The sequence below is a fragment of the Streptococcus sp. 27098_8_73 genome, from assembly GCF_041432495.1.
In the GTDB taxonomy this organism is placed as follows: Bacteria; Bacillota; Bacilli; order Lactobacillales; family Streptococcaceae; genus Streptococcus.
In genome coordinates, this window is sequence record NZ_JAPVZT010000001.1 from 232,308 (window position 1) to 258,569 (window position 26,262).

General features: G+C 42.6%; 27 protein-coding genes. All 27 read right to left on the reverse strand.

The window, feature by feature from the left end; all coding sequences use genetic code 11:
• Window positions 1-36: 36 nt before the first annotated feature.
• The 27 genes from O3651_RS01225 to O3651_RS01355 all read right to left on the reverse strand — a co-directional run bounded on the left by O3651_RS01225 (window position 37) and on the right by O3651_RS01355 (window position 26,087).
• Window positions 37-723: a YjjG family noncanonical pyrimidine nucleotidase gene (locus O3651_RS01225; RefSeq protein WP_371609290.1), complete on the reverse strand. Its 687-nt coding sequence runs from the start codon at window positions 721-723 to the stop codon at window positions 37-39.
• A gap of 329 nt (window positions 724-1,052) precedes the next feature.
• On the reverse strand, window positions 1,053-1,808 hold the full coding sequence (locus O3651_RS01230) for a hypothetical protein (protein WP_371609291.1): 756 nt from the start codon (window positions 1,806-1,808) through the stop codon (window positions 1,053-1,055).
• Window positions 1,809-2,361: 553 nt separating this feature from the next.
• Window positions 2,362-3,195: a GyrI-like domain-containing protein gene (locus tag O3651_RS01235; protein WP_371609292.1), complete on the reverse strand. Its 834-nt coding sequence runs from the start codon at window positions 3,193-3,195 to the stop codon at window positions 2,362-2,364.
• Window positions 3,196-3,390: 195 nt separating this feature from the next.
• Entirely contained in the window at window positions 3,391-3,885 is a 495-nt protein-coding gene (locus O3651_RS01240; protein ID WP_371609293.1) for a YkgJ family cysteine cluster protein, read from the reverse strand.
• Window positions 3,886-4,130: 245 nt separating this feature from the next.
• Window positions 4,131-4,775 carry a hypothetical protein gene (locus tag O3651_RS01245; protein WP_371609294.1) on the reverse strand — a complete coding sequence of 215 codons (645 nt, stop codon included), beginning with the start codon at window positions 4,773-4,775 and terminating at the stop codon, window positions 4,131-4,133.
• A 171-nt stretch (window positions 4,776-4,946) separates the two neighbouring features.
• Complete coding sequence (gene lepA, locus O3651_RS01250; RefSeq protein ID WP_371609295.1) at window positions 4,947-6,770, reverse strand: translation elongation factor 4; 1,824 nt, start codon at window positions 6,768-6,770, stop codon at window positions 4,947-4,949.
• A gap of 123 nt (window positions 6,771-6,893) precedes the next feature.
• Complete coding sequence (locus O3651_RS01255) at window positions 6,894-7,796, reverse strand: RluA family pseudouridine synthase (protein ID WP_314481397.1); 903 nt, start codon at window positions 7,794-7,796, stop codon at window positions 6,894-6,896.
• Window positions 7,780-8,247, reverse strand: a complete 468-nt coding sequence (lspA, locus tag O3651_RS01260) for a signal peptidase II (RefSeq protein WP_371609296.1) — start codon at window positions 8,245-8,247, stop codon at window positions 7,780-7,782. Before lspA ends, O3651_RS01255 begins: the two co-directional genes overlap by 17 nt.
• Window positions 8,244-9,152 carry a LysR family transcriptional regulator gene (locus tag O3651_RS01265; RefSeq protein WP_371609297.1) on the reverse strand — a complete coding sequence of 303 codons (909 nt, stop codon included), beginning with the start codon at window positions 9,150-9,152 and terminating at the stop codon, window positions 8,244-8,246. The genes lspA and O3651_RS01265 overlap by 4 nt, the downstream gene beginning before the upstream one ends.
• Before the next feature lie 102 nt (window positions 9,153-9,254).
• Window positions 9,255-10,169 carry a TDT family transporter gene (locus O3651_RS01270; protein ID WP_371609298.1) on the reverse strand — a complete coding sequence of 305 codons (915 nt, stop codon included), beginning with the start codon at window positions 10,167-10,169 and terminating at the stop codon, window positions 9,255-9,257.
• 49 nt (window positions 10,170-10,218) lie between these two features.
• Window positions 10,219-11,076 (reverse strand): GNAT family N-acetyltransferase, encoded by an 858-nt coding sequence (locus O3651_RS01275; RefSeq protein ID WP_371609316.1) that lies wholly within the window; start codon window positions 11,074-11,076, stop codon window positions 10,219-10,221.
• 50 nt (window positions 11,077-11,126) lie between these two features.
• Window positions 11,127-12,992, reverse strand: coding sequence for an ABC-F family ATP-binding cassette domain-containing protein (locus O3651_RS01280; RefSeq protein ID WP_371609299.1), 1,866 nt, complete (start codon window positions 12,990-12,992; stop codon window positions 11,127-11,129).
• Window positions 12,989-14,194 carry a CCA tRNA nucleotidyltransferase gene (locus O3651_RS01285; protein WP_371609300.1) on the reverse strand — a complete coding sequence of 402 codons (1,206 nt, stop codon included), beginning with the start codon at window positions 14,192-14,194 and terminating at the stop codon, window positions 12,989-12,991. The genes O3651_RS01280 and O3651_RS01285 overlap by 4 nt, the downstream gene beginning before the upstream one ends.
• The gene (gene dapB / locus O3651_RS01290) at window positions 14,191-14,958 is read right to left on the reverse strand and encodes a 4-hydroxy-tetrahydrodipicolinate reductase (RefSeq protein ID WP_371609301.1); all 768 of its coding nucleotides are present in this window, start codon (window positions 14,956-14,958) and stop codon (window positions 14,191-14,193) included. The genes O3651_RS01285 and dapB overlap by 4 nt, the downstream gene beginning before the upstream one ends.
• Before the next feature lie 42 nt (window positions 14,959-15,000).
• Window positions 15,001-15,849 carry a DegV family protein gene (locus tag O3651_RS01295; RefSeq protein WP_371609317.1) on the reverse strand — a complete coding sequence of 283 codons (849 nt, stop codon included), beginning with the start codon at window positions 15,847-15,849 and terminating at the stop codon, window positions 15,001-15,003.
• 2 nt (window positions 15,850-15,851) lie between these two features.
• Window positions 15,852-16,226, reverse strand: a complete 375-nt coding sequence (locus tag O3651_RS01300) for a DUF1149 family protein (RefSeq protein WP_005590470.1) — start codon at window positions 16,224-16,226, stop codon at window positions 15,852-15,854.
• 108 nt (window positions 16,227-16,334) lie between these two features.
• Window positions 16,335-16,778, reverse strand: coding sequence for a hypothetical protein (locus tag O3651_RS01305; RefSeq protein ID WP_371609302.1), 444 nt, complete (start codon window positions 16,776-16,778; stop codon window positions 16,335-16,337).
• 72 nt (window positions 16,779-16,850) lie between these two features.
• The gene (locus tag O3651_RS01310) at window positions 16,851-18,812 is read right to left on the reverse strand and encodes a fructose-specific PTS transporter subunit EIIC (RefSeq protein WP_371609303.1); all 1,962 of its coding nucleotides are present in this window, start codon (window positions 18,810-18,812) and stop codon (window positions 16,851-16,853) included.
• Window positions 18,809-19,720 (reverse strand): 1-phosphofructokinase, encoded by a 912-nt coding sequence (gene pfkB, locus O3651_RS01315; RefSeq protein ID WP_371609304.1) that lies wholly within the window; start codon window positions 19,718-19,720, stop codon window positions 18,809-18,811. The genes O3651_RS01310 and pfkB overlap by 4 nt, the downstream gene beginning before the upstream one ends.
• Window positions 19,717-20,460: a DeoR/GlpR family DNA-binding transcription regulator gene (locus O3651_RS01320; protein WP_125446999.1), complete on the reverse strand. Its 744-nt coding sequence runs from the start codon at window positions 20,458-20,460 to the stop codon at window positions 19,717-19,719. Before O3651_RS01320 ends, pfkB begins: the two co-directional genes overlap by 4 nt.
• 143 nt (window positions 20,461-20,603) lie before the next feature.
• The gene (locus O3651_RS01325) at window positions 20,604-21,575 is read right to left on the reverse strand and encodes a lysostaphin resistance A-like protein (protein ID WP_371609305.1); all 972 of its coding nucleotides are present in this window, start codon (window positions 21,573-21,575) and stop codon (window positions 20,604-20,606) included.
• A 16-nt stretch (window positions 21,576-21,591) separates the two neighbouring features.
• Window positions 21,592-22,218 (reverse strand): TIGR01906 family membrane protein, encoded by a 627-nt coding sequence (locus tag O3651_RS01330; RefSeq protein ID WP_371609306.1) that lies wholly within the window; start codon window positions 22,216-22,218, stop codon window positions 21,592-21,594.
• The gene (locus O3651_RS01335; protein WP_371609307.1) at window positions 22,211-22,981 is read right to left on the reverse strand and encodes a TIGR01457 family HAD-type hydrolase; all 771 of its coding nucleotides are present in this window, start codon (window positions 22,979-22,981) and stop codon (window positions 22,211-22,213) included. Before O3651_RS01335 ends, O3651_RS01330 begins: the two co-directional genes overlap by 8 nt.
• A 3-nt stretch (window positions 22,982-22,984) precedes the next feature.
• Window positions 22,985-23,728: an acyl-ACP thioesterase domain-containing protein gene (locus O3651_RS01340; protein ID WP_371609308.1), complete on the reverse strand. Its 744-nt coding sequence runs from the start codon at window positions 23,726-23,728 to the stop codon at window positions 22,985-22,987.
• Window positions 23,729-23,731: 3 nt separating this feature from the next.
• Complete coding sequence (gene hemW, locus O3651_RS01345; RefSeq protein ID WP_371609309.1) at window positions 23,732-24,862, reverse strand: radical SAM family heme chaperone HemW; 1,131 nt, start codon at window positions 24,860-24,862, stop codon at window positions 23,732-23,734.
• 116 nt (window positions 24,863-24,978) lie between these two features.
• Window positions 24,979-25,272 carry a cupin domain-containing protein gene (locus O3651_RS01350; RefSeq protein WP_371609310.1) on the reverse strand — a complete coding sequence of 98 codons (294 nt, stop codon included), beginning with the start codon at window positions 25,270-25,272 and terminating at the stop codon, window positions 24,979-24,981.
• Window positions 25,273-25,484: 212 nt separating this feature from the next.
• Window positions 25,485-26,087 carry a hypothetical protein gene (locus O3651_RS01355; RefSeq protein WP_371609311.1) on the reverse strand — a complete coding sequence of 201 codons (603 nt, stop codon included), beginning with the start codon at window positions 26,085-26,087 and terminating at the stop codon, window positions 25,485-25,487.
• Between the last annotated feature and the right edge of the window lie 175 nt (window positions 26,088-26,262).

The following is a 26,262-nucleotide window of genomic DNA, read 5'->3' on the forward strand; positions in this document are numbered from 1 at the left end:
TGTCAAGAAAAAAACTTGACAGACTTAAAAATTTTTTCAAAGTAGTAATTTTTTAATTTCTTCATAGGAAGATACCATATAAGTCGGCTGCGTACTGCTATTGTTAATCAGCTTCTTGGGATTGTACCAGAGAGAGTCCATTCCTGCATTATTAGCGCCTGCAATATCTGCTGTCAAGGAATCTCCAATCATCAAAGCCTGAGACAGATCAAAATCTGGTATCTGCTCTGCTATTTTTTTATAAAACAAAGCTTCAGGCTTCTGAGTCCCCATCTTCTCCGAAATGAAAATATGATTAAAATAAGGAGAAATGTCGGAATTGGCCATACGGCCGGTCTGAATAGCCGTGATACCATTGGTCGCTCCGTAAATCTCATAATCAGCTGCTGTCAGACTGTCCAAAAGCTCACTAGCACCAGCGTAAGTTTGTCCTTGCTGAGCAATGTGCTGCTGATAGAGAAGGGCCAACTCGGATCCATCCTTCTCAATGCCAAAATGGGCAAAAAGACGAGAAAAGCGCGTATTGACCAGCTCTGGCTTGGTGATTTTCCCCTGCTCCAGATCCCTCCAAAGCCCCTTGTTCATGGGAATATAATAGTCTTTGTAGGTCTGGATCTCCGTCACGCCCTGCTTCTCCAAAAAATGAGTCAGAGCAATGTCTTCTGCCGTATCAAAATCCAGCAGCGTATGGTCAAGGTCGAAAAGTAGAAATTTGTATGACAAGGTTGAAATCCTTTCTGTAATTGTAGTAGATTTATTATATCATACTGTACCCAGACTGTACCCAGCAGTCCAATAGCTTAAGTAAACGCTAAGCTCAACTAAAAAAGTAACCTTAGAGGTGCTTTTTAGGTTCTGATTAAACCAATCAAATACAATATCTTTGGATTTGATAACTTTGGCAACTTTAAGAAATGAATCTTTCTCACTATGAACATAAAAAAGGAGAGGACATCAATTATCCTCTACAGGTTTTAAAATTTCATTAATCCATTATAGTTGACAAAGATACCTAACTTTTGAGATTTAGATTATTTTTTGGAAAGTCTCTTTTATAATAAATTACGAATTTTTTCTTTTATAAATGCGTTAAGAGGATAGTGTTTATCAAGATATTCTAGGAGTGCCTGAGCAGATTCAGAAATTCGTTCGTAACCTTGCAAAAAGTAGGGTAATTGTTTGGCTTCATTTGGATAACCTTTTTCAAATCGTCTGTTGCTGTTAAAAATATCTATAAAATTAGATTTAGAAGTTTTTTCCAAATTGATTAGTTCAGTCCAGAGCTTGACAGATCTGTTTTGGATGAAATCATAAGCAGCCAATTTTTCCCCTCGTTGATAGCGACCTAGTCCTATATATAGGTTGCATAAAATTTCTCCCAACAGCCATTCACGGTCTCTATTTTCTTTTGATGGCAATCTTTGTGGCTGGCAGATTGTTCCATCAAAACCGACCTCCTTCCAGATAACCTTGCCTTCAGCGAAGGGAATGTTTACTAGTTCATGAGCTTCAAAGATAGCAAATTCACAAAAGACATCATCTTCAAATAGAACTTTATGTCCGTCCACTGTATTTTGGTAGTGAAATGCAATTGGTTCTAGCTTACTTAACCAGGTTAGGTCCTGGATATAGGCCTGCTTGTAGCCATCTTTTACAATAACAAAGAAGTCTAAATCTGAGTACTGATCCAATCGTTCTCTTTCTGCTCCGCAAGAACCAAGTGCCAGCAAAGCTAGTGCTTGGTTCGAATCTTTTAGAGACTGACCAATCTCATCTAGTCTTTGTAACAGTAATTCTGTTTTATTCATATCGTTACCTCATTCTTTCTTGTTTAACAAAAATTATACATTTAGCGCTTTCAAATGTCAATTTCATTTAATCCTAACTCTATAGATTGTATATTTTTGCTATAATAAATTGAATCATTTTACGGAGATTTTCTCATGTTATCAAGAGTTGAAAAATTTAAAGTAGTCTTTGATTAATTAGAAAGCGGTTCTTATCTTTAAAAAGATTAAGTGATTTAGAAAATATTTGAGAAGGAAGAATATATCGACTTAACCATCAATTTGCAAACGGTAAGATCTTCCCTCAAACGATGAAAATATAAATACGACCGCGCGAAGAATGGCTAATTTACCTAATTAGGCATGAAACAATCATCGAAAAATATATTTTTTAAATTACTCATAAAACAATGAGTTGAAGCGAGTTATTCAAAGTCATATGTATTGCTGATATTTAAAAGAGCGATCTGAGACTCAATCTATATATAAAATTAGGACTGCTAAGTAAAGTGTGGACATTATACCACAATGCACAAAAAATCAACCGCTCAAAAATGAACGGCTGATTTCTAATCTATTTCACCACTGGAATCCAGAGTTCCATTTGATAATCTGGGGAGGACATGTCTCCCTCGGTGTAAACTTCAAAGTCTGGTGCTCCTGAGTGGCAATAACCTGTTTCTGGGAAGAAGACTTCCAAAACATATTTCCAAGCATGGTGGATGCTGGCAGGTATAGCCCCCTTGACTGGTACGATGGCATATTCAGCTGCTGGGATTTCCTTGATAGAAAGGCCTAGGGCTTCTGCTTTCGCTTTATCCGTCACATCATAAGCCGCCATGTAGTTAATGATTTCACCCTCTTTGACATCAGAGCAGAGGCCAAAGGATTGGCCACTGCCCATACTTTCTAAGCTTTCAAAGCTGTGATTTGCATAGAGCTGCTCCCAAGCAGATGGGCACTGGCTATTGTCAATAGCTTCCAATAGGACGCCAGCCACAGTAAAAGCAGGTTTCTTTTGAATCTTGATATCCATGTTCTTTCCTCCTGTAATCTTTAAGGATAATTGAAGTCTAGGAAAGACCCGATAAGGTTTTCCATTTCGAACTTCTGAGGGAGTCGCACCATGGAATTTCTTAAAGGCTGCACTAAAGGCATCCGAAGACTCATAGCCGTATTTCAGTGCTATATCAATAACCTTCTCAGAGCTTTCCCGCAAATCCGTCACAGCTTCTGACAGCCTGCGATTGCGTAGGTATTCCGCTAAAGTCATATCTGCTAGAATAGAAAAGAGCCTGCTGAAGAGAGCATAAGAATAACCCGACAGCTGCTGGAATTTCTGAAAGTCCACTTCCGAGTCCAACTTGCTTTCCAGATATTCCATGGTTCGATTGAATTGATTCATCATATTCTTTTTCACCTCATAAAAGATACTAAGGCCGTTAAAAGCAAAGTGAAAATAGGAAAATTGACGGAGGGGCTCCTGCTCCGAGAAAATTTCATCTTTTTCACACAGCTTTTAGGCCGTGTTCAATTCTAACTATAGTCTAACAGATCTCAGATACTTCCGCCCTAGAATTTTTGTACAAGATTTAGGGGATTTCTACAATCTCTCCCGCAGCTTCTCCACAAAGAGATAGGCCGCTGGACAGGTCAGGGTATTTTTAATTGTCAGATGATTAATCTGATGAATCTTTTTTCGGTCTGTATGGGGAAATTCTCTGCAAGCCTTGGGACGGACCTCGTAGATTGAGCAGAGATTGTCTCCACCTAAAAAAGGACAAGGCATCGCCTTGAAAACCTTGTCACCGTCTTCGTCCACCTGCAGAAACTCCTCTTCAAAAGCCGGCAGCTTCATCTTGAAATACTTGGCAATGCGGACAATGTCGGCTTCTTTAAAATCTGGTCCTAAAGTCTTACAGCAATTGGCGCAGGCTGTACAGTCAATCTCCTCAAAGACCTCATCATGGATCTGCTGGGCAATCTTATCGAGGTTTTTTGGTGGCTTTTTCTTGAGACTAGCCAAAAATTTTCGATGCTCTTTCTGCTTCTGCAGGGCTAGCTGATGGTACTTTTCAAGGTCGATTTCTTGAGTCATAAACTACTTTCTAATCAGTTAATTTTCGTTAGCATTATATCATAAATCTCAAAAAAATGAGACTGGGACAAAAGTCCTAGCCTCTCAATTGTCTTTGGATTATCGAGCAAGACGCAGTGGTTGAGTGGGCTCTACTACGCTGATTTCATCAGCTTTTACAGCCCTACTCAACTGTGCGGAGGTGAGACGACGAAATCGAATTCTAACGAATTACCGATTTCTGTCCCACTCTCATTTACTTTGTTTTAAAGATTGTTAGTTGGCCCTTTTTCGTCAAGGCTCCATGTTTCCTCTATATATGAGATGACAGAAGCCAGAGTTTTTCGGTCGCCTTCAAAAGAGATCAAATATACTTTGTCGTCTTTTTGGAAAACCCAAGAAACAACTAACTGCCCTGATTTCATAATTACATTCAGTTGGAAAGCTTCATTGCCAGAAACAGTGGATTTTGCTCCCCACATTTTTTCTACATCTTTATTATCATTCCAACTATAGGCCAGTCGCTGGGCAATTAACTCAGCATTGAAAGTTTCCCCATCTTGGACATGAGCTTTTTCTCTAGTATAGCCATTCATAGTAACGATATTATAAGCCGAGCCATCTGTGAACTGAACGCTGTCGCCACCATCTAAGTCGGTGAACTTAATCCAATTACTTGGAATATCGATATAACCATAGTCAGCCGAGCCAATACGTTTGGTTTTGGTAGTAGTAGAAACATCTTTGTCACTAGGCTTAGCAGATTTGCTGCTATCTTTTTGAGAAACTTGACTAGTTGTACTACTAGAAGTAGACGATTTCCGATTACCATAATTTTTAATAAGGCCACAAGAAGCCAGAGACAAACCAACCAGAACTGTCAAAAAACTAAGAAAATATTTTTTTGCCATAACAAATCTCCTTTTTAGACTACGTGAGCCCTAACTATCTATATTTCCATACTATCCAAACATTATAGATAACATCGAACGTTTCAAGATTGCTTCCCTATTTATTTTTAGGAGCAGATCGACTGTTTTCCTTCGTTTTGTAATGCTGAGCTCAGGCGATTAATGTCAACTTTAATCCTCATCCATACTCAAAACGCTGAGGAAGGCCTCTTGTGGGACTTCGACAGATCCGATTGCTTTCATCCGTTTTTTACCAGCTTTTTGTTTTTCTAGGAGTTTGCGCTTCCGGGAAACATCACCACCATAACACTTGGCCAAAACATTCTTACGCAGAGCCTTGATGTCAGTCCGAGCCACGATTTTCTGTCCGATGGCTGCCTGAATGGGTACTTCAAACTGCTGACGAGGAATGATTTTCTTGAGCTTGTCTACAATCAGCTTACCACGCTCATAGGCAAATTCCTTGTGAACGATAAAGCTAAGGGCATCAACCTTGTCGCCATTGAGGAGGATATCCATCTTAACCAGCTTGGATGAGCTATACTCAGAGATTTCATAGTCAAAGCTAGCATAGCCACGAGTAGAGGACTTGAGCTTGTCAAAGAAGTCAAAGACAATTTCAGCAAGTGGAATTTGATAGATAACATTGACCCGATTATCGTCAATATAGTCCATGGTCACAAAGTCACCGCGCTTGCGCTGAGCCAACTCCATCACCGCTCCGACAAATTCCTGCGGCACCATAATCTGCGCCTTGACATAAGGCTCTTCAATGGAATCAATCTTGGTCGGATCCGGAAACTCACTCGGATTAGAGACATCAATAGCTTCACCATCTGTCAGATTAACCTTATAGATAACAGACGGAGCCGTCATAATCAAGTCAATATTGAATTCCCGCTCCAAACGCTCCTGAATAACATCCATATGCAGCAAGCCTAAGAAACCACAGCGGAATCCAAATCCCAATGCCTGAGATGTTTCTGGTTCAAACTGCAGACTGGCATCGTTTAGCTGGAGCTTTTCAAGCGCCTCACGCAGGTCATTGTATTTATTGGACTCAATCGGATAGAGCCCCGCAAATACCATCGGATTCATCTGCTTGTAGCCGTCCAGGGGCTCAGATGCTGGATTGTTCGCCAAGGTCACTGTGTCTCCGACCCGAGTATCCTGTACCGTCTTGATAGAAGCTGCGATATAACCAACATCCCCTGTCGCTAGGAAATCACGTCCAATAGCTTTCGGTGTAAAGATACCGACCTCAGTTACGTCAAAGTTCTTGCCATTGCTCATGAGCTGAATGGTATCTCCCGGCTTGACCACACCATCCATCACCCGCACTTGCAGGATTACCCCACGATAGGCATCGTAGACTGAGTCAAAAATCAAGGCTTTGAGTGGTGCTTCAACATTTCCAGTCGGAGCTGGAACTTTTTCCACAATCTGCTCTAAAATATCTTCAATTCCGATGCCAGCCTTGGCAGAAGCCAATACGGCTTCGCTAGCATCCAGACCAATCACATCTTCAATCTCTGCCCGCACCCGCTCTGGATCCGCAGCTGGCAGGTCAATCTTATTGATAACTGGCAGGATTTCCAAGTCATTGTCCAGCGCTAGATAAACATTAGCAAGAGTCTGAGCTTCAATCCCCTGAGCAGCATCCACAACCAGAATGGCTCCTTCACAGGCCGCCAATGATCGTGACACCTCATAGGTAAAGTCCACGTGTCCCGGTGTATCAATCAAGTGGAAGATATAGGTTTCGCCGTCCTTAGCAGTATAATTGAGCTCGATGGCATTAAGCTTAATGGTGATACCGCGCTCCCGCTCCAAGTCCATGCTGTCCAAGAGTTGAGCCTGCATTTCCCGGCTGGAAACCGTTTCTGTCGCCTCCAAAATCCGGTCAGCCAAGGTTGATTTCCCGTGGTCAATATGGGCAATGATGGAGAAATTGCGAATCTTCTCCTGACGTTTTTTCAAATCTTCTAACTTCATTTTTCTCTTCCTTTTAGGGTATTCTATTTATTATATCATGATTTGTCGAAAATAAAAACGACTGTAACCAAGACAGTCGACTTAATTTTCCATTTATCTAGAGTCTCATAAATACGGAGACGATTAGTCATGGACTTTTCTGAGTTTTTCAAGAGTTTCTAGGAAAATAGCTGGCGCTTCAGCCGTAAATTCCAGCACTTCGCCAGTCCGAGGATGGGTGAAGCCCAGTGTTCGCGCATGCAAAAATTGACCATGGCCCTTCAGGGTCTTACGAGGTCCATAGGCCTCATCTCCAGCGACTGGATGGCCGATATAAGCCATGTGGACACGGATTTGATGCGTCCGCCCCGTCTCCAGCTGTAACTCAACCAAGGTATAGTCCCCAAAACGTTCCAAAACTTGGAAACGTGTCAGAGCGGGTTTCCCCTTGGCTGTAACCGCCTGCTTCTTGCGGTCTTTTTCACTACGGCCAATCGGCGCCTCAATCACTCCGCGGTCGTTAGGCAGATTTCCATGGACAATCGCCCAATATTTACGCAGGGATTTCTTATCCTTGAGTTCGTCTGCAAGTGCAAGATGGGCTTGATCATTCTTGGCAATCATCAAAAGTCCAGAAGTGTCCTTATCAATCCGATGGACAATTCCCGGGCGCAACACACCATTGATGCCAGAAAGGTCTTTGATGTGATACATGAGAGCATTGACCAGAGTACCGCTGGTATGGCCAGCTGAAGGATGAACCACCATGCCTTGCGGCTTGTTGACGACGGCAACATCCTCATCCTGATAGACGATTTCTAGCGGAAGATCCTCTGCCACATACTCAACTACCTCTGGCTCAGGTACTTCATAGGAAATGACATCGCCCTCTTTGACAGCATACTTGGCTTTTTTTGCCTCTCCATTAACCAAAATCTGGCCATTTTTTATCTGTTCATTGGCTAAACCACGGGATAGCTCAGTCAGGTCCGCCACTGCCTTATCCAAACGCAGGCCTGCGGCTACTGCATCAATTTTCAATTCCATTTGTTTCTTCCTTCAACATCACCAGTAATAAAATCGCTACTCCAACAGTCAGGTACATATCCGCTACGTTAAAAATAGCAAAATTGACAAAATCTAGCTGGAACATATCCACTACAAATCCTTGCTGAATTCGGTCAATGAAATTGCCCAAGCCACCAGCAATAATTAGAATGAGTCCCGTCAGCAACCATTTGGAGCCCTGAATATTTTTAAGCAAATACCAACCAGCTGCTCCAAGCACAGCACAAGTAATCAAGGCGAAAAACCACTGCTGATTTTCCAAGATAGAAAAGGCGGCACCAGTATTTCGCAGGTAGGTCAAACTGACAATCTTAGGGATAAACTTCCTGACCTGCCCCAAGGAAAAATTGGAAACAATATAATACTTGACCGCTTGATCGAGAGCAATCAAAAGAACAACTAAAAAAGGAATGGTAATCTTTCGTTTCATACTTCTCTTTTCTGTGCAAAATATTCTTTCATAACAGCTACAAAAGCTTCGCCGACCTGACTCAACTCTACATCTTCCCTCTTGACATAAACCATGTGATTGTCTAAATTGTCTCTGAGTTTGATGACAGTGATGCCATTTACACTGTTGCTATCCAAAAAGCCAGATCCAGTCGCATAAGCATCCGTCCGCTCCAAAATCCCATTCAGCGTAGCCCGGTCCGTTACATTAAACATCTGGGAGCTGGCACTGGTATCGACAAAATTCTCTGAATAATAGAGATACTCGTCCTTTTCCTGAGTGAAGCGAACCGTCGGCAAATCTGCCAAGTCCTCCATGACCAACTCTTCCTTTTGAGTCAGAGGATGATCTTCCCGCAGATAAATGTGGGTCTGGAAAGGAATTAGCTCGATGACTTCCAAGCCTAGCTTTTCAATCCGTTGCATGATGCCCTTGCTATTCTGATTATTGAGATAAATAATCCCAATCTCACTGTGGCCTTGGGCTACTTCATCCAAAATCTGCACGGTCGTAGACTCGAAAATCCGAAAATTCTTGTAGTCAGGATAGCGCTGAGAAAACTCTGTTATCAAAGGCGGCAAAAAGTCATAGTGCTGACCAGCAATGGAAAATTCATCCTTTTCCTCTTCAGGATTAGCATATTGATTTTGGAAAACATCGAAGCCCTTGACCAATTCCTGAGCTCTCTCGTAAAATTCCATGCCCCGCCGAGTCAGAAAGGTTCCGCTACTCGTCCGGCGGAAAATCTTAAATCCCAGTTCCTTTTCTAAATCTCGCACCGCGATAGATAGACTGGGCTGGCTGACATACATTTTTTCTGCTGCTTCACGAAAGGTTCCGCTGTTGGCAATGGCCACTACATAACGCAATTGTTGAATATTCATATCTTTTTCCTTTTACAAATACTCCTAATTATATCATAAACTCAGCCTTCCTCAAAGGTAGGCAGTGACTTTCCTCTTGGAAATACATCTCTGAAATCTGCCTCATTTGCCCAAAATATCCTTTGCATACAAGAAGGTGACATAAAGAACGACGAGCAGGGCTATTAAGACTTCAAAAGTAAGCAGAATTTGCCCAGCTCGACCAAGATTCAATGCATTTAAAGATTGCTTCAAGGCCACAGCCGAAATGACCAAGGGGAAGGTAAAGGCAGAAAATCCTGCTGAAAAAGGACGATTGAGCAAACGAGGAAGTTGCCATAAAATAAAGGCATAAAAGCATTGTCCTGAAATCAAGAGCAAGCTCAACAAGACAGGATTGGGCTGAGGAAAAGTAGCCACATAAGCCGCTGTCATCAAGGAAATAGGCGCACAAATTGTTGTCGCGTTTGGACGAACATTCTCTGCTAAGCCGATTTTATAAGTTTTATAAAGGACGATTGGCAATACCAAGATAGTCGCTAAAAGTCCATACCAAAAGACCAGCTGCCCCAAAGCCAACTGCTGGGGAACTGCAATTGTCAGGGGAGCGACACCGATCCCGACAAATAAAACCGTCCAAGCTGGAAAGACATTCTCCCACTTGAAAGGAAATACAAAAGTTATAATATAATAGGACATCAAGAAAACCAGCCCGCTAAAGCTCAGCCACCACAGCACTTGCGCACTAATTCGGGCAAAATTTCCCAAAAAAGACCAGGTCGCTAGATAGGTCGAAGCCACCATTCCCTGCATGAAAAAAGTCGGGAAGACAGAGGCTACTAATGCTTGCCCCAGCTGCTCTTTGACTTGCTTGGTATGCGTCAGCATTCCCACCACTAGATGAAGGAAAAACAAGAATGCCAGACTTGCTAAAAGATAGCGCAAGAACTGACTGACATCACCGACTAAATTTCCCAAGGCTAGTAAGCCTAGCACCAAGCCAGCCCGGACTAAGGATGGCTCTTTTCTCTTTATCATAAACAGATCTCCTGACCTCCATAGCACTTTTCTCTGAAGGTTAATCTTTTTATTTTCTCTTTAAATAAACTGTTTCCGACTTTCGTTTAAAGCCCAATTTTTCATACAACCTCATGGCACCTGTATTCTGGGCTTCTACGACGATTTGACAGACTTGTCCATTGCGGCTAGCAAGGTCTTTCAGGATAGACCTGACTAGGTGACTCCCTAAGCCCTGTCCTTGAAAGGCCTGATTCACAGCTAGGGCAAACAAATAATTGCTACCAAAACTTGTATCAACTGAGCAAGACGCCACGATTTGACCGTCCTTTTTCAGGACATAGAGCAGGCTATCTGGACTCTCCAGCACTTGACTAGCATAGTGAAGTGCAGTATCCATCGGCATTTCAAAAATCTGAGACTGAAACGCTGCAATCTCCGCAACCATTTCCTTTTTCCCAAGTAAAAATTTCACGCCTTCTTTTTCTTCTTCAGGGAAAGTCCCCGCCGCCTGCTCCAGCCAGATTTCCGTTTCTTTCAAATCATAGTCAAACTTCTCAGCAAAGGTCGGATGGTCTGTTAAAAACTTGACTTCACTGATGTATTCGTTTTGGGATAAATCGTATTTCTCTGCAATTTTGGAAAATTCCTGTAAAAGGGCGCTCGCTATGCCTTGTCTGCGATAGTCGGGCAATACATAGACAGATACCTCTGCTTGCCCCGGCTCATCCGCATAAACCGATAAAAAACCAACCGTTTGATGATCTAGATTGGCCAGAAAAAAGGCTGGCATTTCCGCATCAAAATTATAGGCGTTATCCAGATAAGGAAGACGATAAGTCCCATCTGCTACCTGACAGCTTTGAACCAGCTCAAAGAGCAGCTCCTTGATTTCCTGACTAGGCTGGCTATAAATCCTAATTTCCATCATTCTCCCTCACAAACTTGTATCCATAACGAATGTACTATGTAACTGTGCTACTCCAACTCACTCAGATACTCATAGCGCTCATACTTTTCAAGAAGCTGCTCATTCTTGTCATCCAGCTCCTTCTGAAGTTCCGAAAGCTTAGTAAAGTCCGAGCCGTTCTGCTCCATTTCCGTCTCAATGGCGGCGATACGTGCCTCCAGCTCCTCGATATCCGCCTCGATGGTCTCCCACTCTTGCTTTTCAAAGTAGCTCATCCGCTTCTTCTGCTCCCGCGCCTTGACTGGCTTTTCCTTTTCTTTCTTTTGGGAAATAGCTGCGCTGGATTGTCTAAAAGCCTTTTCATCCAGATAGTCCGTGTAGTTTCCAAAAAACTCTCTGACCTGTCCATCTTCAAAAGCTAAAATCTTGCTGGCTACCTTATCTAGGAAATAGCGATCGTGACTAACTGTGATCACTGGTCCTGCAAAGCCCTGCAAGAAATTTTCTAAGACCGTCAAGGTTGCGATATCCAAATCATTGGTCGGCTCGTCCAGAAGCAGGACATTGGGCTTTTCAAGTAAAAGTTTGAGCAGGTAGAGCCGCTTCTTTTCTCCGCCAGACAACTTCTCAATCAAAGTACCGTGGCTTGAGCGAGGAAAGAGAAACTGCTCCAATAGCTCAGCAATGGATGTTGTGCCACTCCCTGTCTTAACTTCTTCCGCCACTTCTTGCAAGTAATTGATGACCCGCTTGGACTCATCCAGCCCTTCAATCTGCTGAGAAAAGTAGGCCACTCGGACTGTCTCGCCAATTATGACCTGACCAGATTGAGGCTGCAACTGACCAGCAATTAGATTGAGCAAAGTAGACTTGCCCACTCCATTATCTCCGACAATGCCCAGTCGATCTTTGTTTTGCAGCAAGAGATTGAAATGGGACAAAATCTGCTTGTCTCCGTATGCAAAATCCACATCCTGAAACTCAATAACCTTCTTTCCAATACGACTGGTTTCAAAGTTCATCTCTAGGTCCGTCTGATTGGTCTGACCAGCCAAATCACTTTTAAGATCATGGAAACGATTGATACGTGCCTGCTGCTTGGTCGCCCGCGCCTGAGGCTGACGGCGCATCCAAGACAACTCCTGCTTGTAAAGCTGCTGTTTCTTATGGAGCAAGGCAGCATCGCGCTCATCTTGCTCAGCCTTTAGTCGGACATAGTCCTGATAATTGCCCTGATACTCAATCAAGCTCCCGCCGTCCAATTCAAAAATCCGCGTGGAAATATTGTCCAAAAAATAGCGGTCGTGGGTGATAAAGAGGACGGTTTTCTTTGAGTTCTTGAGAAAATTTGCCAGCCATTCAATCGTATCAATGTCCAGATGGTTGGTCGGCTCGTCTAGCAGTAGTAAGTCTGCTTCGGAAAGCAAAACCTGCGCCAACTGAACTCGCCGGCGTAAACCACCAGAAAGCTGGCTGATTTTTGCTGCCAAATCCGAGATACCGAGCTTGGATAGGACGGTTTTTACCTGACTTTCAATCTCCCAAGCATGCAACGAATCCATTTCTGCTATGACCTTGTCTAGACGAGCTTGCTTGGCTTCATCATAAGCTGCCATGAGCAACTCGTATTCTCGAATAAGCTGCATTTCTCGCAAATCACTGGACAAAACAGTATCCAAGACTGTCTTCTCTTCATCGAAGTCTGGTTCCTGAGTCAAATAGGAGATTTTATAGTCAGATTTTGCTGAAAAGGGATATACATCACCATCAAAGCCTGATTTGCTAGACAAGACATCCAAAAGAGTGGTTTTTCCTGTCCCATTGACCCCAATCAGTCCGATCCGATCCAAGTCGTGAATGATAAAAGAAATCTCTTGAAAGACTGTCTTATCCCCGACAGACTTACTCAGCTTTTCAACGATAAAGTCACTCATCCAACTTGCTCCTTAATAAAGTTCATAATCTCTTTCTTGCTATTTGCCAATTCTCCGTCGACAATGGCCCATTCAATTTTAGTCAGGATTTGTCCCAATTCTGGTCCGGGTTTAAAGCCATAATCTCGGATCAAATGACTGCCCGTCACCACAATCTCATGTTTGTCATGAATAGTCAGAGCAGCATGTGTCGCTTCAATAGCCTCAAACTCAACTGGCAAGCCTGCTGCCTGTCTCAAACTTTCTGCCTGCAAAATCAAATCCAAATCATACTGATAGCAATCACGCTTGGAAAGACTCCGTTCCTGTCGAATCTTATAAACAGCTACCAGCTGATTCACTCGCTTTTGAAAGTCATTGGACGTTTTCCAATGTTTCAAGAACTTACGAACATCTTTTACCTTCAAAGCCAGCAAAAGCGCAGCCCAAGCCTGCTCGGAACTAAAAAATTGAAAATCTCCTGCTAGACGGTCTAATAATTCCTGCAAAGCTTCTGCTGAATGTTTCATATCAGGAAGAAAGTCGTAGGCAGCAGCTTTGAGCAGGCTCTCCAGACCTTTTCGCCAGAAAGGTGCCATCAAGAGCTTGTCAAACTCGATAAAAATCCGCTCTACCGATATCTTCTCCAAAAGCGGCGCGCAATCTGCCATAGCCTGAAAGGTCAAGTCTTCCAAATCAAAGTCTAAACCAGCCTGAAAACGAAAGCCTCGCATGATGCGGAGAGCATCTTCATTGAAACGCTCTGCAGCTACTCCCACTGCCCGCAGAGTGCGATTTTTCATATCTGCCAAACCGTTAAAGAGGTCTACAATCTCCCCCTCTTGGTTTAAAGCAAGAGCATTGATTGTAAAATCCCTGCGCTTCAAGTCTTCTTCTAAAGAGCGCACAAAAGAGACCTGACTAGGCCTGCGGTAGTCCACATAGACATCCTCAGTCCGAAAGGTCGTTATTTCGTATTCTCCCTGGCCTTCCAAGACCAGAACCGTCCCATGCTCAATGCCAACATCGACAGTCCGTGGAAAGATTGTTTTGATTTCCTCGGGATAGGCTGAGCTAGCAATGTCCACATCGTGAATCGGCCGATTCAACAGAGCATCTCGTACAGAACCACCGACAAAATAAGCCTCAAAACCAGCCTCTTTAATCTTCTCTAATACTGGCAAAGCCTCCTGAAACTCAGAAGGCATCTTCTCTAATCTCATAGTAAATGTTCCAATCCATAGACCAATTCAGAGCGCTTCACTACCTCTTTGATACCCAGATTTACCCCAGTCATAAAGGAAACCCGATCATAGGAGTCATGCCGCAAAGTCAGTCCTTCTCCCTGACTACCAAAGATAACTTCCTGATGGGCCACCAATCCCGGCAAACGCACTGAGTGAATCCGCATACCGTCAAAGGCAGCTCCACGGGCGCCAGCCAACGATTCTTCTTCGTCGGTCGCTCCCTGCTGCTTACTCGTCCGAACTTGACTGATTAATTCAGCTGTTTTGATAGCCGTGCCGCTCGGTGCATCTTTTTTGTTGTCATGATGCAGTTCGATAATCTCCACGTCTGGGAAATATTTGGCTGCTTGGGCTGCAAACTGCATAAGCAAAACGGCCCCTAGAGCAAAATTCGGGGCAATCAATCCACCAAGTCCCTTTTGACGCGATAGTTCAGTCAATTCTTCAATCTGCTCAGGCGTAAAACCAGTCGTTCCGACCACCGGAGCAAATCCATTCTCAAGAGCGAAGCGAGTATTTTCATAAGCCACTTTGGGAGTCGTAAAGTCAATCCAGACATCTGCCTGAAGACCAGCAAGTTCTTCTTTGGTATTGAAAACTGGAACTCCCGCTACTTCCTTTTCATCTGTAAAAGGATCTAGTAGACCGGCCAATGCCAACTCAGGATCTTCTGTTACCATTTTATAGGCTGCTTGTCCCATCTTTCCCTTGAAACCAGCAATAATGACTTTTATACTCATCTAGAACCTCTCTCTATTCTTGACTAACCGCTCTACAAAACTCTAGACCAGCGGAATGTAGGCCAAAGCGACACTACCCTCGCCCAGGTGAGTTCCAATCACACTACCAAAGGTAGCAAGAGGAATATCGTCCGCTATGCCAGCCTCTATCAGCTGCTGGCGTAAGCTTTCCGCCTTCTCTTCAGCATTCCCGTGAATCACCATGACCTGATAAGAAGCAGAGGCAGTTTTTTCCTCCACTACTTCAATCAATCTCTTAATCGCTTTCTTTTCTGTCCGAATCTTTTCAAAGACTTCGATGACACCTGCATCGTTAAAATACAGGATCGGCTTGATACTCAGGAGATTGCCCAAAATAGCTGCGCCATTGGACAAACGACCGCCCTTAACCAGATGATTGAGATCGTCAACCATGATAAAGGCACTGGTTCCATCGATTTGTCTCTGAATCTTGAGCAAAATCTCTTCAAAATCCTGTCTTTCCGCAGCCCAAGTCAAAGCATTTTCAACCATGAGACCCAGCGGAGCACTGGTGATTTTTGAATCAGGAAAAGCGATTTTCAAGTCAGGAAACTCGTCCTTGAGATACTGGATATTTTGATAAAATCCTGAAATCCCACTGGATAAAAAGAGCCCCAGCACATGCGTGTAATCCTCGCCAGCAAGGCGCGTCAACGTCTCCTCTAACTCTGCCACACTAGGCTGACTTGTCTTTGGCAATTCATCTGCAGCAGCCATTTTCTCATAAAACTCACTGGCTGTCAGATTTTTTCCTTCCACATAAGTCTCTCCAGCAATCACTACTGGAATATTGAGCACAAAAAGATGGTCATTTCCACGAAGGCTATCCGGTAAAAAAGCGGACGAATCCGTTATAACCGCTAATTTCATCATTAGAACTCCAAATTAATACCTGGTAAATCTAGCGCAATCTCCGTCACTTCATACGTCAAGCGATTGAGCATAGTCAAACAAGGACGCGCCAATTCTTCCACTTCTTCATGCTCAAATTCACTAGGTTCCTGCACCAAACGTCCTTGAATATGATTTGTCTGCGTGATCGTTCCACTAATTACAAAACGATCAAACACAATCATGAAAGTCAAAATCACAATCATGGATGTTGAATTCTTTTCTTCATTTCTTTCAATCAGCTGAAAATTCACGTCAACTTTTGTTTCCGGGGTTCCATTTTCTTTTTCCCATTCAAAATTGCGTGCATCAAAATGATACTGGCTGACAAATTCTTGTTCACGTTGTAATTCCATTACTATTCTCCTAAAAATATACGATAGTCCATTATAACATAATTTGATGTATCTTTCTAGCGATAATTATATTCATAACTTTATTCACTAGGAGATGGTGACGAATTCTCACAAAGTCTGAAGCTGATTCTGGGCGTAATTTTTCCATACTTCCAAGTACTTACTCGTTTCACCTGTTTCTCTACGCTTAAAGAATAGATTAAATAAAAATCCAACAAAGCCTTGATAAGATTGTGTTCTTACCAATTGGCAGCTCGAAGAAGTCAAAGGAATCACTTGACAATTTAAAATCGAACGCAAGTGAGAGTGTCTCGCATGTATCTCAATCCAAAAGGCTTCCTCATTGACCTCGCTTATTTCGCAAGATATTTTTATCCCTTCTTTTGTCACAATATCGTACTTTCTTCCTTCGTAGAAAAAGTCTTCTCCACCTTCAAAGTGAATGGCTTGATTTGTTGATAAATTAGGAAGCCATTTATCCATCATTTTCAATGCTTCCCAAGCAATTTCTGCACTCATATTCACAACTAACTTATCTGTATATGTTTTCATGATCTTATCCCATCTATTCAAATTATGGCAAAAAGAACCTTGACAAACCATCAAGATTCTTTCGTCCATGTTTTATTTTTCCAGTGGTTTACGCAAATATCCGAAAAGAATACCGCTGACAACTGCACCAATCAAAACATACACAAGGTAAAGGATTGGGTTGTTTGTCAAACCAATTACGAAGATTCCTCCGTGAGGAGCCATGAGTTTGATACCAGATAGACCGACAAGTGCACCTGTAAGAGCTGAACCGACGATAAAGCTTGGAATTGCACGGGCTGGGTCAGCAGCTCCAAAAGGAATCGCACCTTCTGTGATGAAAGAAAGCCCCATGACGATATTTGTCAAACCAGAATCACGTTCTTCAGTAGTAAATTTATCTTTGAAAAGTAGAGTTGCAACAAATACTGCAAGCGGTGGAACCATACCAGCTGCCATAACCGCTGCCATGACTGGAGAACCACCAGTTGAAACAGTACTTGCCAGTGTACTTGTACCAAATACATAAGCTGCTTTGTTGACTGGTCCACCCATATCGACAGCCATCATACCACCGACTAAGAGACCGAGAAGAACCGCAGAGCTTCCGCTCAGACTAGCAAGGAAATCGTTGAGGGCTGTATTGATTGCTGACATAGGGATATTGACTGCCAGCATAAGGAATCCAGTCACAAGAACACCAAGAAGTGGCAAGAGCAAGATGGAGCGAATACCTTCAAGTGAGCGAGGCAGACCTGCAAGTAATTTGCGAAGGACCAAAATCACGCCACCAGCTAAGAATCCACCGACCAGAGCTCCAAGGAAACCAGATGATACACCAGCCAGAGAAAGTGTCTTCTCACCACCTGCAGCATAGGCAACACCACCAAATGATGCACCGCTGCTAGCAATTGCACCGGCTACGAAACCAGAAACCAAACCTGGCTTTTCAGCGATTGAGTAAGCGATATAACCAGCCAATACTGGCAACATGAAGCCAAAGGCTGCACCACCAATTGCCTTAAATTGAGCTGCAATTTCATGATAGCTTCCCAGATTAGAAAGCTGATCCTTTGGCACGCCTAAGATCTGATCCAGCAAGAAGGCAATGGCAATCATAATCCCACCGCCAATGACGAATGGCAACATTTGAGAAACACCGCTCATCAAGTGCTTGTAAAAAGCTCCGCCCAAGCTAAGTTTTTCACTACTGCTAGCTACTGCAGCGCCACCATTAGCAGCCTTGTAAACTTCAGCATTGCCAGAAAGAGCCAGATTGATGAGTTCTTCTGTCTTGCGAATACCGTCTGCAACCGGGCGACTGATTAAAGGTTTGCCATCAAAACGATCCATTTCAACAGCCTTGTCTGCTGCGATGATGACTGCTTTCGCTTTCTTGATGTCTTCTGCTGTTAGTTTATTTCCAACACCGCTGGCACCATTGGTTTCAACCTTGATGCCAACACCCATTTCAGCAGCTACTTTTTGAAGGGCTTCTTGGGCCATGTAAGTATGGGCAATCCCCGTTGTACAAGCTGTAACGGCTACGAGGAAGTCACCAGATTCGTTGGCAGGAGCAACAGTTGCAGGCTCTTCTGCCTTTTCAGACGCTTGGTCAAAGAGAGCGATAACCTCATCTGGTGAAGATACTTTACGTAATTTGTCAGCAAAACCGTCTTTCATCAAGTATTGAGACAATTCTGCCAAGGCAGCCAAGTGAGTATCATTGGCACCTTCTGGAGCTGCAATCATGAAGAAGAGGTCTGTTGGTTGCCCATCCAAACTTTCATAGTCAACACCCTTGTTTGACTTAGCAAAGAGAACCGTTGCTTCTTTGACAGCAGAGTTCTTGCTGTGAGGCATAGCAATTCCGTCACCCAAACCAGTGGAAGTGAGAGCTTCACGCGCTAAGATTCCTTCTTTAAAAGTTTCGAAATCCGTCACATAACCGTGATCGACCAAGCTTTTAATCATCTCTTCGATGACAGCAGTTTTTTCAGTTGCCTGCAAATCCAGCAACATGACATCTTTTCTCAATAGGTCTTGAATTTTCATCGTTTTTCTACCTCAACTTTTTCATATGTTTCTTTAATAAATTTCGCTGTTGCCAAGTCATCCGAGAAGGTAGTTGCCGTTCCGCAAGCCACTCCCCACTTGAAGGCTTCTACTGCATCTTTGGATTTGACAAATTCACCTGTAAATCCAGCAACCATAGAGTCGCCAGCTCCAACTGAATTTTTCACTGTTCCCTTGATAGGTTTGGCAAAGTAAGCTCCCTTAGATGTGACAAGAAGGGCACCATCACCTGCCATAGAGATAATGACGTTTTGAGCTCCCTTGGCCAGTAACTGACGAGCATAGTTCTCGATTTCATCTAAACTTTCGAGTTTCACTCCAAAGATAGCTCCAAGTTCGTGATTGTTTGGCTTGACCAAAAGTGGCTGGTAGTCCAAACTATCAATCAAGGTCTGACCTTCGAAGTCACAAACCACTTGCGCACCAGTCTGGCGCGTCAAGGCAATCAGCTCCTTGTAGATGACATTTTCCAAGTTCTTAGCACTTGAACCCGCAAATACAACCGTATCTTCTGCTGTCAAACTAGATAAAATAGATTTCAATTCTTCTAACTGAGCTGGTTCAACATTTGGACCTGTTCCGTTGATTTCTGTTTCTTGGTCTGCTTTAATCTTGACATTGATGCGAGTATCTTCTGCCACTTGGACAAAGCGTGTCTCGATTTCTTCCTCTGCTAATGTATCTGTGATAAATTTACCAGTAAAGCCTCCGATAAATCCAGTAGCTGTGTTTGGAATATCCAAGCGCTTCAAAACACGGCTGACATTGATTCCTTTCCCACCAGCAAATTTATCATCACTATCCATACGATTGACACTGCCAACTTGGACTTGGTCCAAGCGAACGATATAGTCAATGGATGGATTGAGTGTGACTGTATAAATCATGCTTCTATTACCTCCGTTTTTTCTTTAATCTTTTGAATCACTTCAGATTCAGTTTGGTTTGTAATAAGCCTTGCGCGCGATATTGGGGCCACTTTTGCAAAAGATGTATTGCCCAGCTTTGAAGCATCAGCTAAAACATAAGTTCTCTTAGCATTTTCAAGAATAGCGCGTTTCACTGCTCCTTCTTCCATGTCTGGAGTCGTGAAAAATCCACTGTCAATTCCATTCATTCCGATAAAAGCCTTATCAAAATTCAGCTGGCCGATTTGATTTAGAGCGACACCACCAATACTAGCATCTGTCGAGCGTTTTACCACTCCACCAATAATCACTGTGGGAATATTGCGCTCCACTAGCTTAGTTGCATGGTGGATCGAGTTGGTCACCACCGTCACGCTCGGATCGTGCAATTCATTGACTAAGAGTTCATTGGTCGTCCCTGCATCAATAAAAATGACATCGTATTCTTGAATCAAGCTGGCTGCTTTCTGAGCGATTCTGGTTTTTTCTTGAATGTTTTTGATAGATTTTTCTTGATTGCTTTCTTCCTCCTGCAAAAAGTGAAGACTCTCGGCACCACCATGTACACGCCTCAACTTCCGCTCGCTTTCAAGCTCATCCAAATCTCTTCTAACAGTTGATTCTGAAGTGTTTAAAGCTTGTACCAGATACTCTAAAGATACAAATTTATCTTTGGTAACTTTTTCGAGAATGAGCTGCTTTCTTTTCGACTTCAGCATAGAAAACCTCCTCTGCAATCGATTACAGTTCTATTATACAAGATTAAATTTCAAAATCAAGCATTTTTTATCATTTTCTTCCAAAATACTCCATTTATTTTAGAATATAGAAAAAAGAAGCCTGTTAGACTTCTTTTACTTTATTACCTTGAACTGATATAGACAAGAAGGATAGGTAAAAAGGCAGCGAGCACACATAAAATTGAAAATACCCAGAACCAAACTGATTTAAAGGCTTGCCTATATGTGCCTGGCTGAGATTTATTTTCAGTAATGTAGTCTTTAATCTTCGACCTATTTAAAATGAGTACAATCAATACTACCGTAGTTCCTGCAGTCATCAATCCATAATTTATGAGAATCACGATGCTTTCTGGGATATAGTTGGTCAGGAAATCAAGCCCTTCTGCGATGACCAAATTATTGAAAATATGGAAGAAGATCACCCAGAAAATGGAATATTCAAAAGCAATGTAACCAAATCCCAGACCAATCATAGCAGCAAAATAAAGCTGATAGAGATTTTCATGAAACAGTCCGAAAAGAAGAGCTGTCATGACAATGGCAAATACTTTTCCGTGCTTTTCCAAGGCCCGCAAGCCTGCTCCTCGAAAAATAATCTCCTCCGTAATCGGTGCCATGATTGTTGTATAGATAAACATGGTGATTGAATGAGAGCTAAAATCCTGTGATAAAATTTCAGAAAGATCCAAACCAAAGAGAGACAAAATAGTATTCATGATCTGACTCGTCAAAGTGCTAAAAAGCTGAGAGAAAAACAAGAAGCAAATCATGAAGAAGAAGACTTTGGCTGTCATTTTCTTATTTTTCTTGCGCAAATCTCGAGTAAAAAGCTGCTTGCCCCTGAAAATCGTGAAAATAAGCACACCTAAACAAGAAGCGATAATGTAGGAACCGCCATCTTTATCCATAAAACTTTTTACAAATTCCTCAGTCTTACCTATATCAAAGCCCTGCTGAAAAAGAACAAAGAAATAGGAAAAGACAGTATAAAGGATAACGACCACTAGCATCACGATAGAATAAGTGAAGCAGCTTGCTGAAAATCTCCCCAGATCTTTCTTGGGATTTAAAGGCTCAGGTAACGTATTCATAAATTCTCCTTTGTTATTATTGACTACGAGTCTTTCTACTGAAAAAATACAAACTTAAAAAGATTCCCTCGTAAAGAAGAGCAAAAAGAATAAAGGCGTGCATGAAAAATTCTTCTGGCAAAATCCAGATGACTGGATCCTTGGCTGGATCAAATAGCCATGTATTGTCTCCCACAAAAAGCACTTGATGAAAGAGCGTAAAAAAGCTGTTAAAACCAATCAAGCCAGCCAAGCAAATCATGACGAAGGGCAATATGCTCAAGAAAAACAAACTTCTTTGATAAAGAGCTAAAAATCCTTTTTTGACCACTTTTTTGATAAAGAAAATCAAAGCAGGCAGAGTAACTAGAAAAATAGCTTGCGCCAAGTGAAAAAGATACTTGACCGCTTGAAAATGATGCAGACCTGCTGCTGACGAGCGAAAATCCGGCATCGACAGCTTCTGACTAAAAGGATTTGTCAAGTAATTCATCAAAATGTTGAAATTATACTGGATGGTCTCTGATTTCAAATGAACCTTATCGGACAAAGCGAAATAAGAAATCTCCATCGGGTATAAGAGCCAAGCCAGATAAATAGTCAGTAAGATAGCTGCTGCCAGCAAGCATAGGACACTGGCTGAAAATCTTAACTTATCACGCATCAAAGTCCCACTCCGCTAGGCTAGACAAGACATGTGTTGGTTGAATCGGCAGATTTGGCACTTCTTCTGGCAGGGTAAAGCCTGTCGTAACCAAGAGGGTCGGAATCCCGTTGTCGATTCCCGCTCGAATATCTGTCAGGTAGTTATCGCCCACCATAACCACGTCCTCACGCGCCAGCCCTAAATGCTCTATCGCTTTTTCCATAATGATGGCATTGGGCTTGCCGATAAAGGTCGGCTCAACACGAGTAGCGGCTTCCAAGAGAGCATTGATAGCACCCGCTCCCGGCTGCAGGCCTCGCTCAGTCGGAATATTGAGGTCAGGATTGGTTCCGATAAAGTGAGCACCCTTTTGAATGGCCAACGTCGCTATTGTCAGTTTCTCATAATCCACTTCCCAGTCCAGACCCACTACCACATAGTCGGGGTTTTCTATATCTTCCTCATAGCCAGCTTCTTCAATGGCATGTTTAAGCCCGACATCTCCGATAACATAGACTTTCTTGCCAAGATTTTTCTCCTGCATATAGTCAATAGTAGCCAGAGTCGCTGTGTAAATGGTTTCAAGTGGCGTCTCAATATTGAAATTCTCAGCCAACATGGTCTGAACCATTTCTGGCGTACGCGTGGTGTTATTAGTCACAAAAAGATAGGGGATACTACGCTTCTGCAATTCATGCACAAAAGCTTCACCAGCAGGAATTCGGCTCTTTCCCTTATAAATCGTCCCGTCTAAATCAATCAAATAACCTTTATAAGTCATATATTACTTTCTAATCTCTTTTATCTCTTGCCAAGTGATTATAGCTTGCGCATTGACATCGCCATCACTAGAAATCTGGTGAGTGCTCTGCAGACCGTCTAGTTCGTAGCTAGAAGCAATCATGCCGCCTGGTCGAACTTCCTTGACATACTTCAGGTTAATTTTCTGAGGAATATGCTGGGTAAGAAAGTCTGCGCCCATGACCTCAAAAATCCAGTCCAGGTACTTGCTATTGTTGACATGGCCATTCATATCCAAGTCGTAAAAACGCACATGGTAGTCCTTGCTGACAGGATCTTCTAAGTTTGGATATTTAGGGCCACGCAGTAACTTCTTGGAAAACTCTGATTGATATGGTGCTACAATCTCCGGTTCAACTGCATGAACCTTGCGGCTATCACGATCCATAAGGACAAAGGTTGCCATCATCTGGATAATAGCCTCACCTTCCTCATCAAAAATCGTGAAACGGCGGTAGCAAAAGAGCCGATTATAGGTTAAGGCTTCAGTCTCGATGGTAATTTCCTCTGCAAAGCGAGGAAGACGAGTCACATCAATATCGTAGTCCGTAATAATCCAGACTAGATTATACTGCTCCAGCATGTCCTTGTCGCTGACGCCAAGCTCAATTGACTGCATGCCTGATACCTGCAAAGACAGTAAGATGACATCAGGCAGCTTGATATGGCCATTCATATCTGCCATATCAAAAGGAATTTTCATTTTCATTTGATAAGTTAAGCCCATGATTTACTCCAATATAAATTTCTCAGCAACCGTATCGCCTAAAAAGAGACCTTGTTTGGTCATTCGCACGATGTCTCTGTCCGGCACTAGCAAGCCCTGCTCAGTCAGTTCAGACACGACAGAACCGTACTGGTCTTCAAAGGAAAGACCGAATTTTTCCTCAAAGCGCTTTTTAGAAACACCTGACTTCTTGCGCAAGCCCAGAAACATCTCTTCTTCCATCTTTTCTTTCAGCGTCAGAACTTCTTCCTGCACACGGGCATTACCCGCTTCCACCGCCTGCAGATAATGACGAATGGGGCCGTGATTTTTATAGCGAACACCATCAACATAGCCAGACGCTCCCGCTCCGATACCATAATACTCCGCATTGTCCCAATACATGAGATTGTGGCGGCTCTCAAAGCCTGGCTTGGAAAAGTTTGAAATCTCATAATGCTCAAAGCCGGCCTTTTCCAGCTCAGCTATAATGTATTCAAACATCTCCGCTTCCAAGTCTTCCTTGGGCAGAGGCAACTTCCCACGCCGCATCCGATTCATGAAGACCGTATGATTTTCCAAAATCAAGCTGTACAGACTCATGTGGGGAATGTCCAGAGCAATGGCCTTGGCTACATTGATTTTCACATCCTCCATGGTCTGCTTGGGCAGGGCATAAATCAGATCAATCGAGATATTGTCAAAACCTGCTTTTTTGAGATTGGCAATGTTCTCATAGATATCCTTTTCCGAGTGACTGCGGCCAATCTGCTTGAGCATGCGGTCATTGAAGGTCTGTACTCCCAACGAAACCCGATTGACAGGCGAGTCTTTTAGTACGGCAATCTTCTCCTCATCCAAATCTCCAGGATTGGCTTCAATGGTCAGCTCCTCAAGATAAGACAAGTCCAGCTTGTCCGTCAGCTTTTCCAGCAAAAAAGCCAACTGAGGTGCAGATAGAGCCGTCGGAGTTCCGCCACCGATATAGAGGGTACGGAGCTTTTTGATGTCGTAAGAATCATACTCCTCAATCAAATGCTCCAGATAACTATCTACTGGCTGATTTTTGATAAAAACCTTGGAAAAATCGCAGTAATAACAAATCTGAGTACAAAAAGGAATATGCACATAGGCAGAAGTTGGTTTAGTTTGCATAGTATTTATTATAGCATAAAATTAGCGACAAAGCCCTCTTGGAAAATAGAATAAAAAAACTCAAGAAATGGGAAAATTCCTTGAGTTAATGTTGAAAGAGCATCTGTTCGAGCAAATCAGGGATAAAGCAACTGCTGAATCACTAAAACATGGCTCTCTTCTGCGCCATATAAACTATGAAGTTCATTCGGCTCCATTGTCAGAAAACTTCCTGGCACCAATTGTACAGTTTCTCCCAAGGCAGTAAAATCCACCTTTCCTTCTAGGCAGACAACTGTAACAAGAGCATCTGCGCTATGTTCAGGAATTTGTTTTCCTTTAGCAAGGTGCAAATGGCGGATGAGACGTCCTTGCTCTTCGACCGGAGTTTCAACCACATCAACATTTGGATCTATTGAGTAAAATTTCATCGTTTTCCCTCCTTTTCTTCATTTTAGCATAATTTCAAAGAATTGTCAGAATTTTTTAATATTCCTGATTGATACCTACAAAGTTACATAATATGGTATTTTCATCATGCTCTACCTGATTAATTTTCTTAAATACAAAAAAGATTGAAGAGCATCATCTAAAATAGATCTTTTCTTCAATCTAGAAATTTGGTTTAAATTAGATTTCAAAATCATTGAATTCCATAAGCCATACTGATCTGGATTTTAGCAACTCCATTCTGCAGGCTGATTTTGTCAATGCTGAACGGACTCTGCGGCAGAGGTAGAAGGAAACTATCTCCCTCCGTCGTGATAGTCGAATTAGAGGTCTGCAGTTGCTGCTTCAGCATGCCAGTCACCCAAGATTTAGGGATAGGAAGGATGCCTAGCTTGGCATTATCGATTGTGATGTATAAGGCACTCCCCTTCACCGTCACATCCACTTCTAGATCCAGCTTACTATCAATAAAAAATAGCTTAACCGGATACTGGATGCGCAGCTTATTGCCTTCAATGCTGTAAGCACTGTTCAGCAGCTCCTGATTCTCGCTATCAGTCAGCGAAGACTTAAGCACCTGATTGAGCTGGACGCTATTGAGAGAGACCTCAGTGCTGACTCCCTGAGCTGTTGCATTAGCATTGTTCAAAGTCGGCTCAATCATACTTTCCCACGAAGTATTCGCTTGAACATTTTTTAGTTGTTCATTTGGATTGATAGAAGAAGGAACCAGAAATAGCACTGCTGCAAGCAACAGCATTAAGACAATTCCTACCAATCTTTTGATCAATTTCATATCTGTCTTCCTTTACTTTGAGAAATATCCTTAGCCGAAAACACAGAAAGGATTTATCTCATTTTACACTATTTTTACATCATTTTCTGTAACAAACAGATTAAAAGGCTAACAATCCTATAAAAAAGACTGGGACAAATAATCCCAGCCTCTTAGTCGCATATCGCCTGTATAA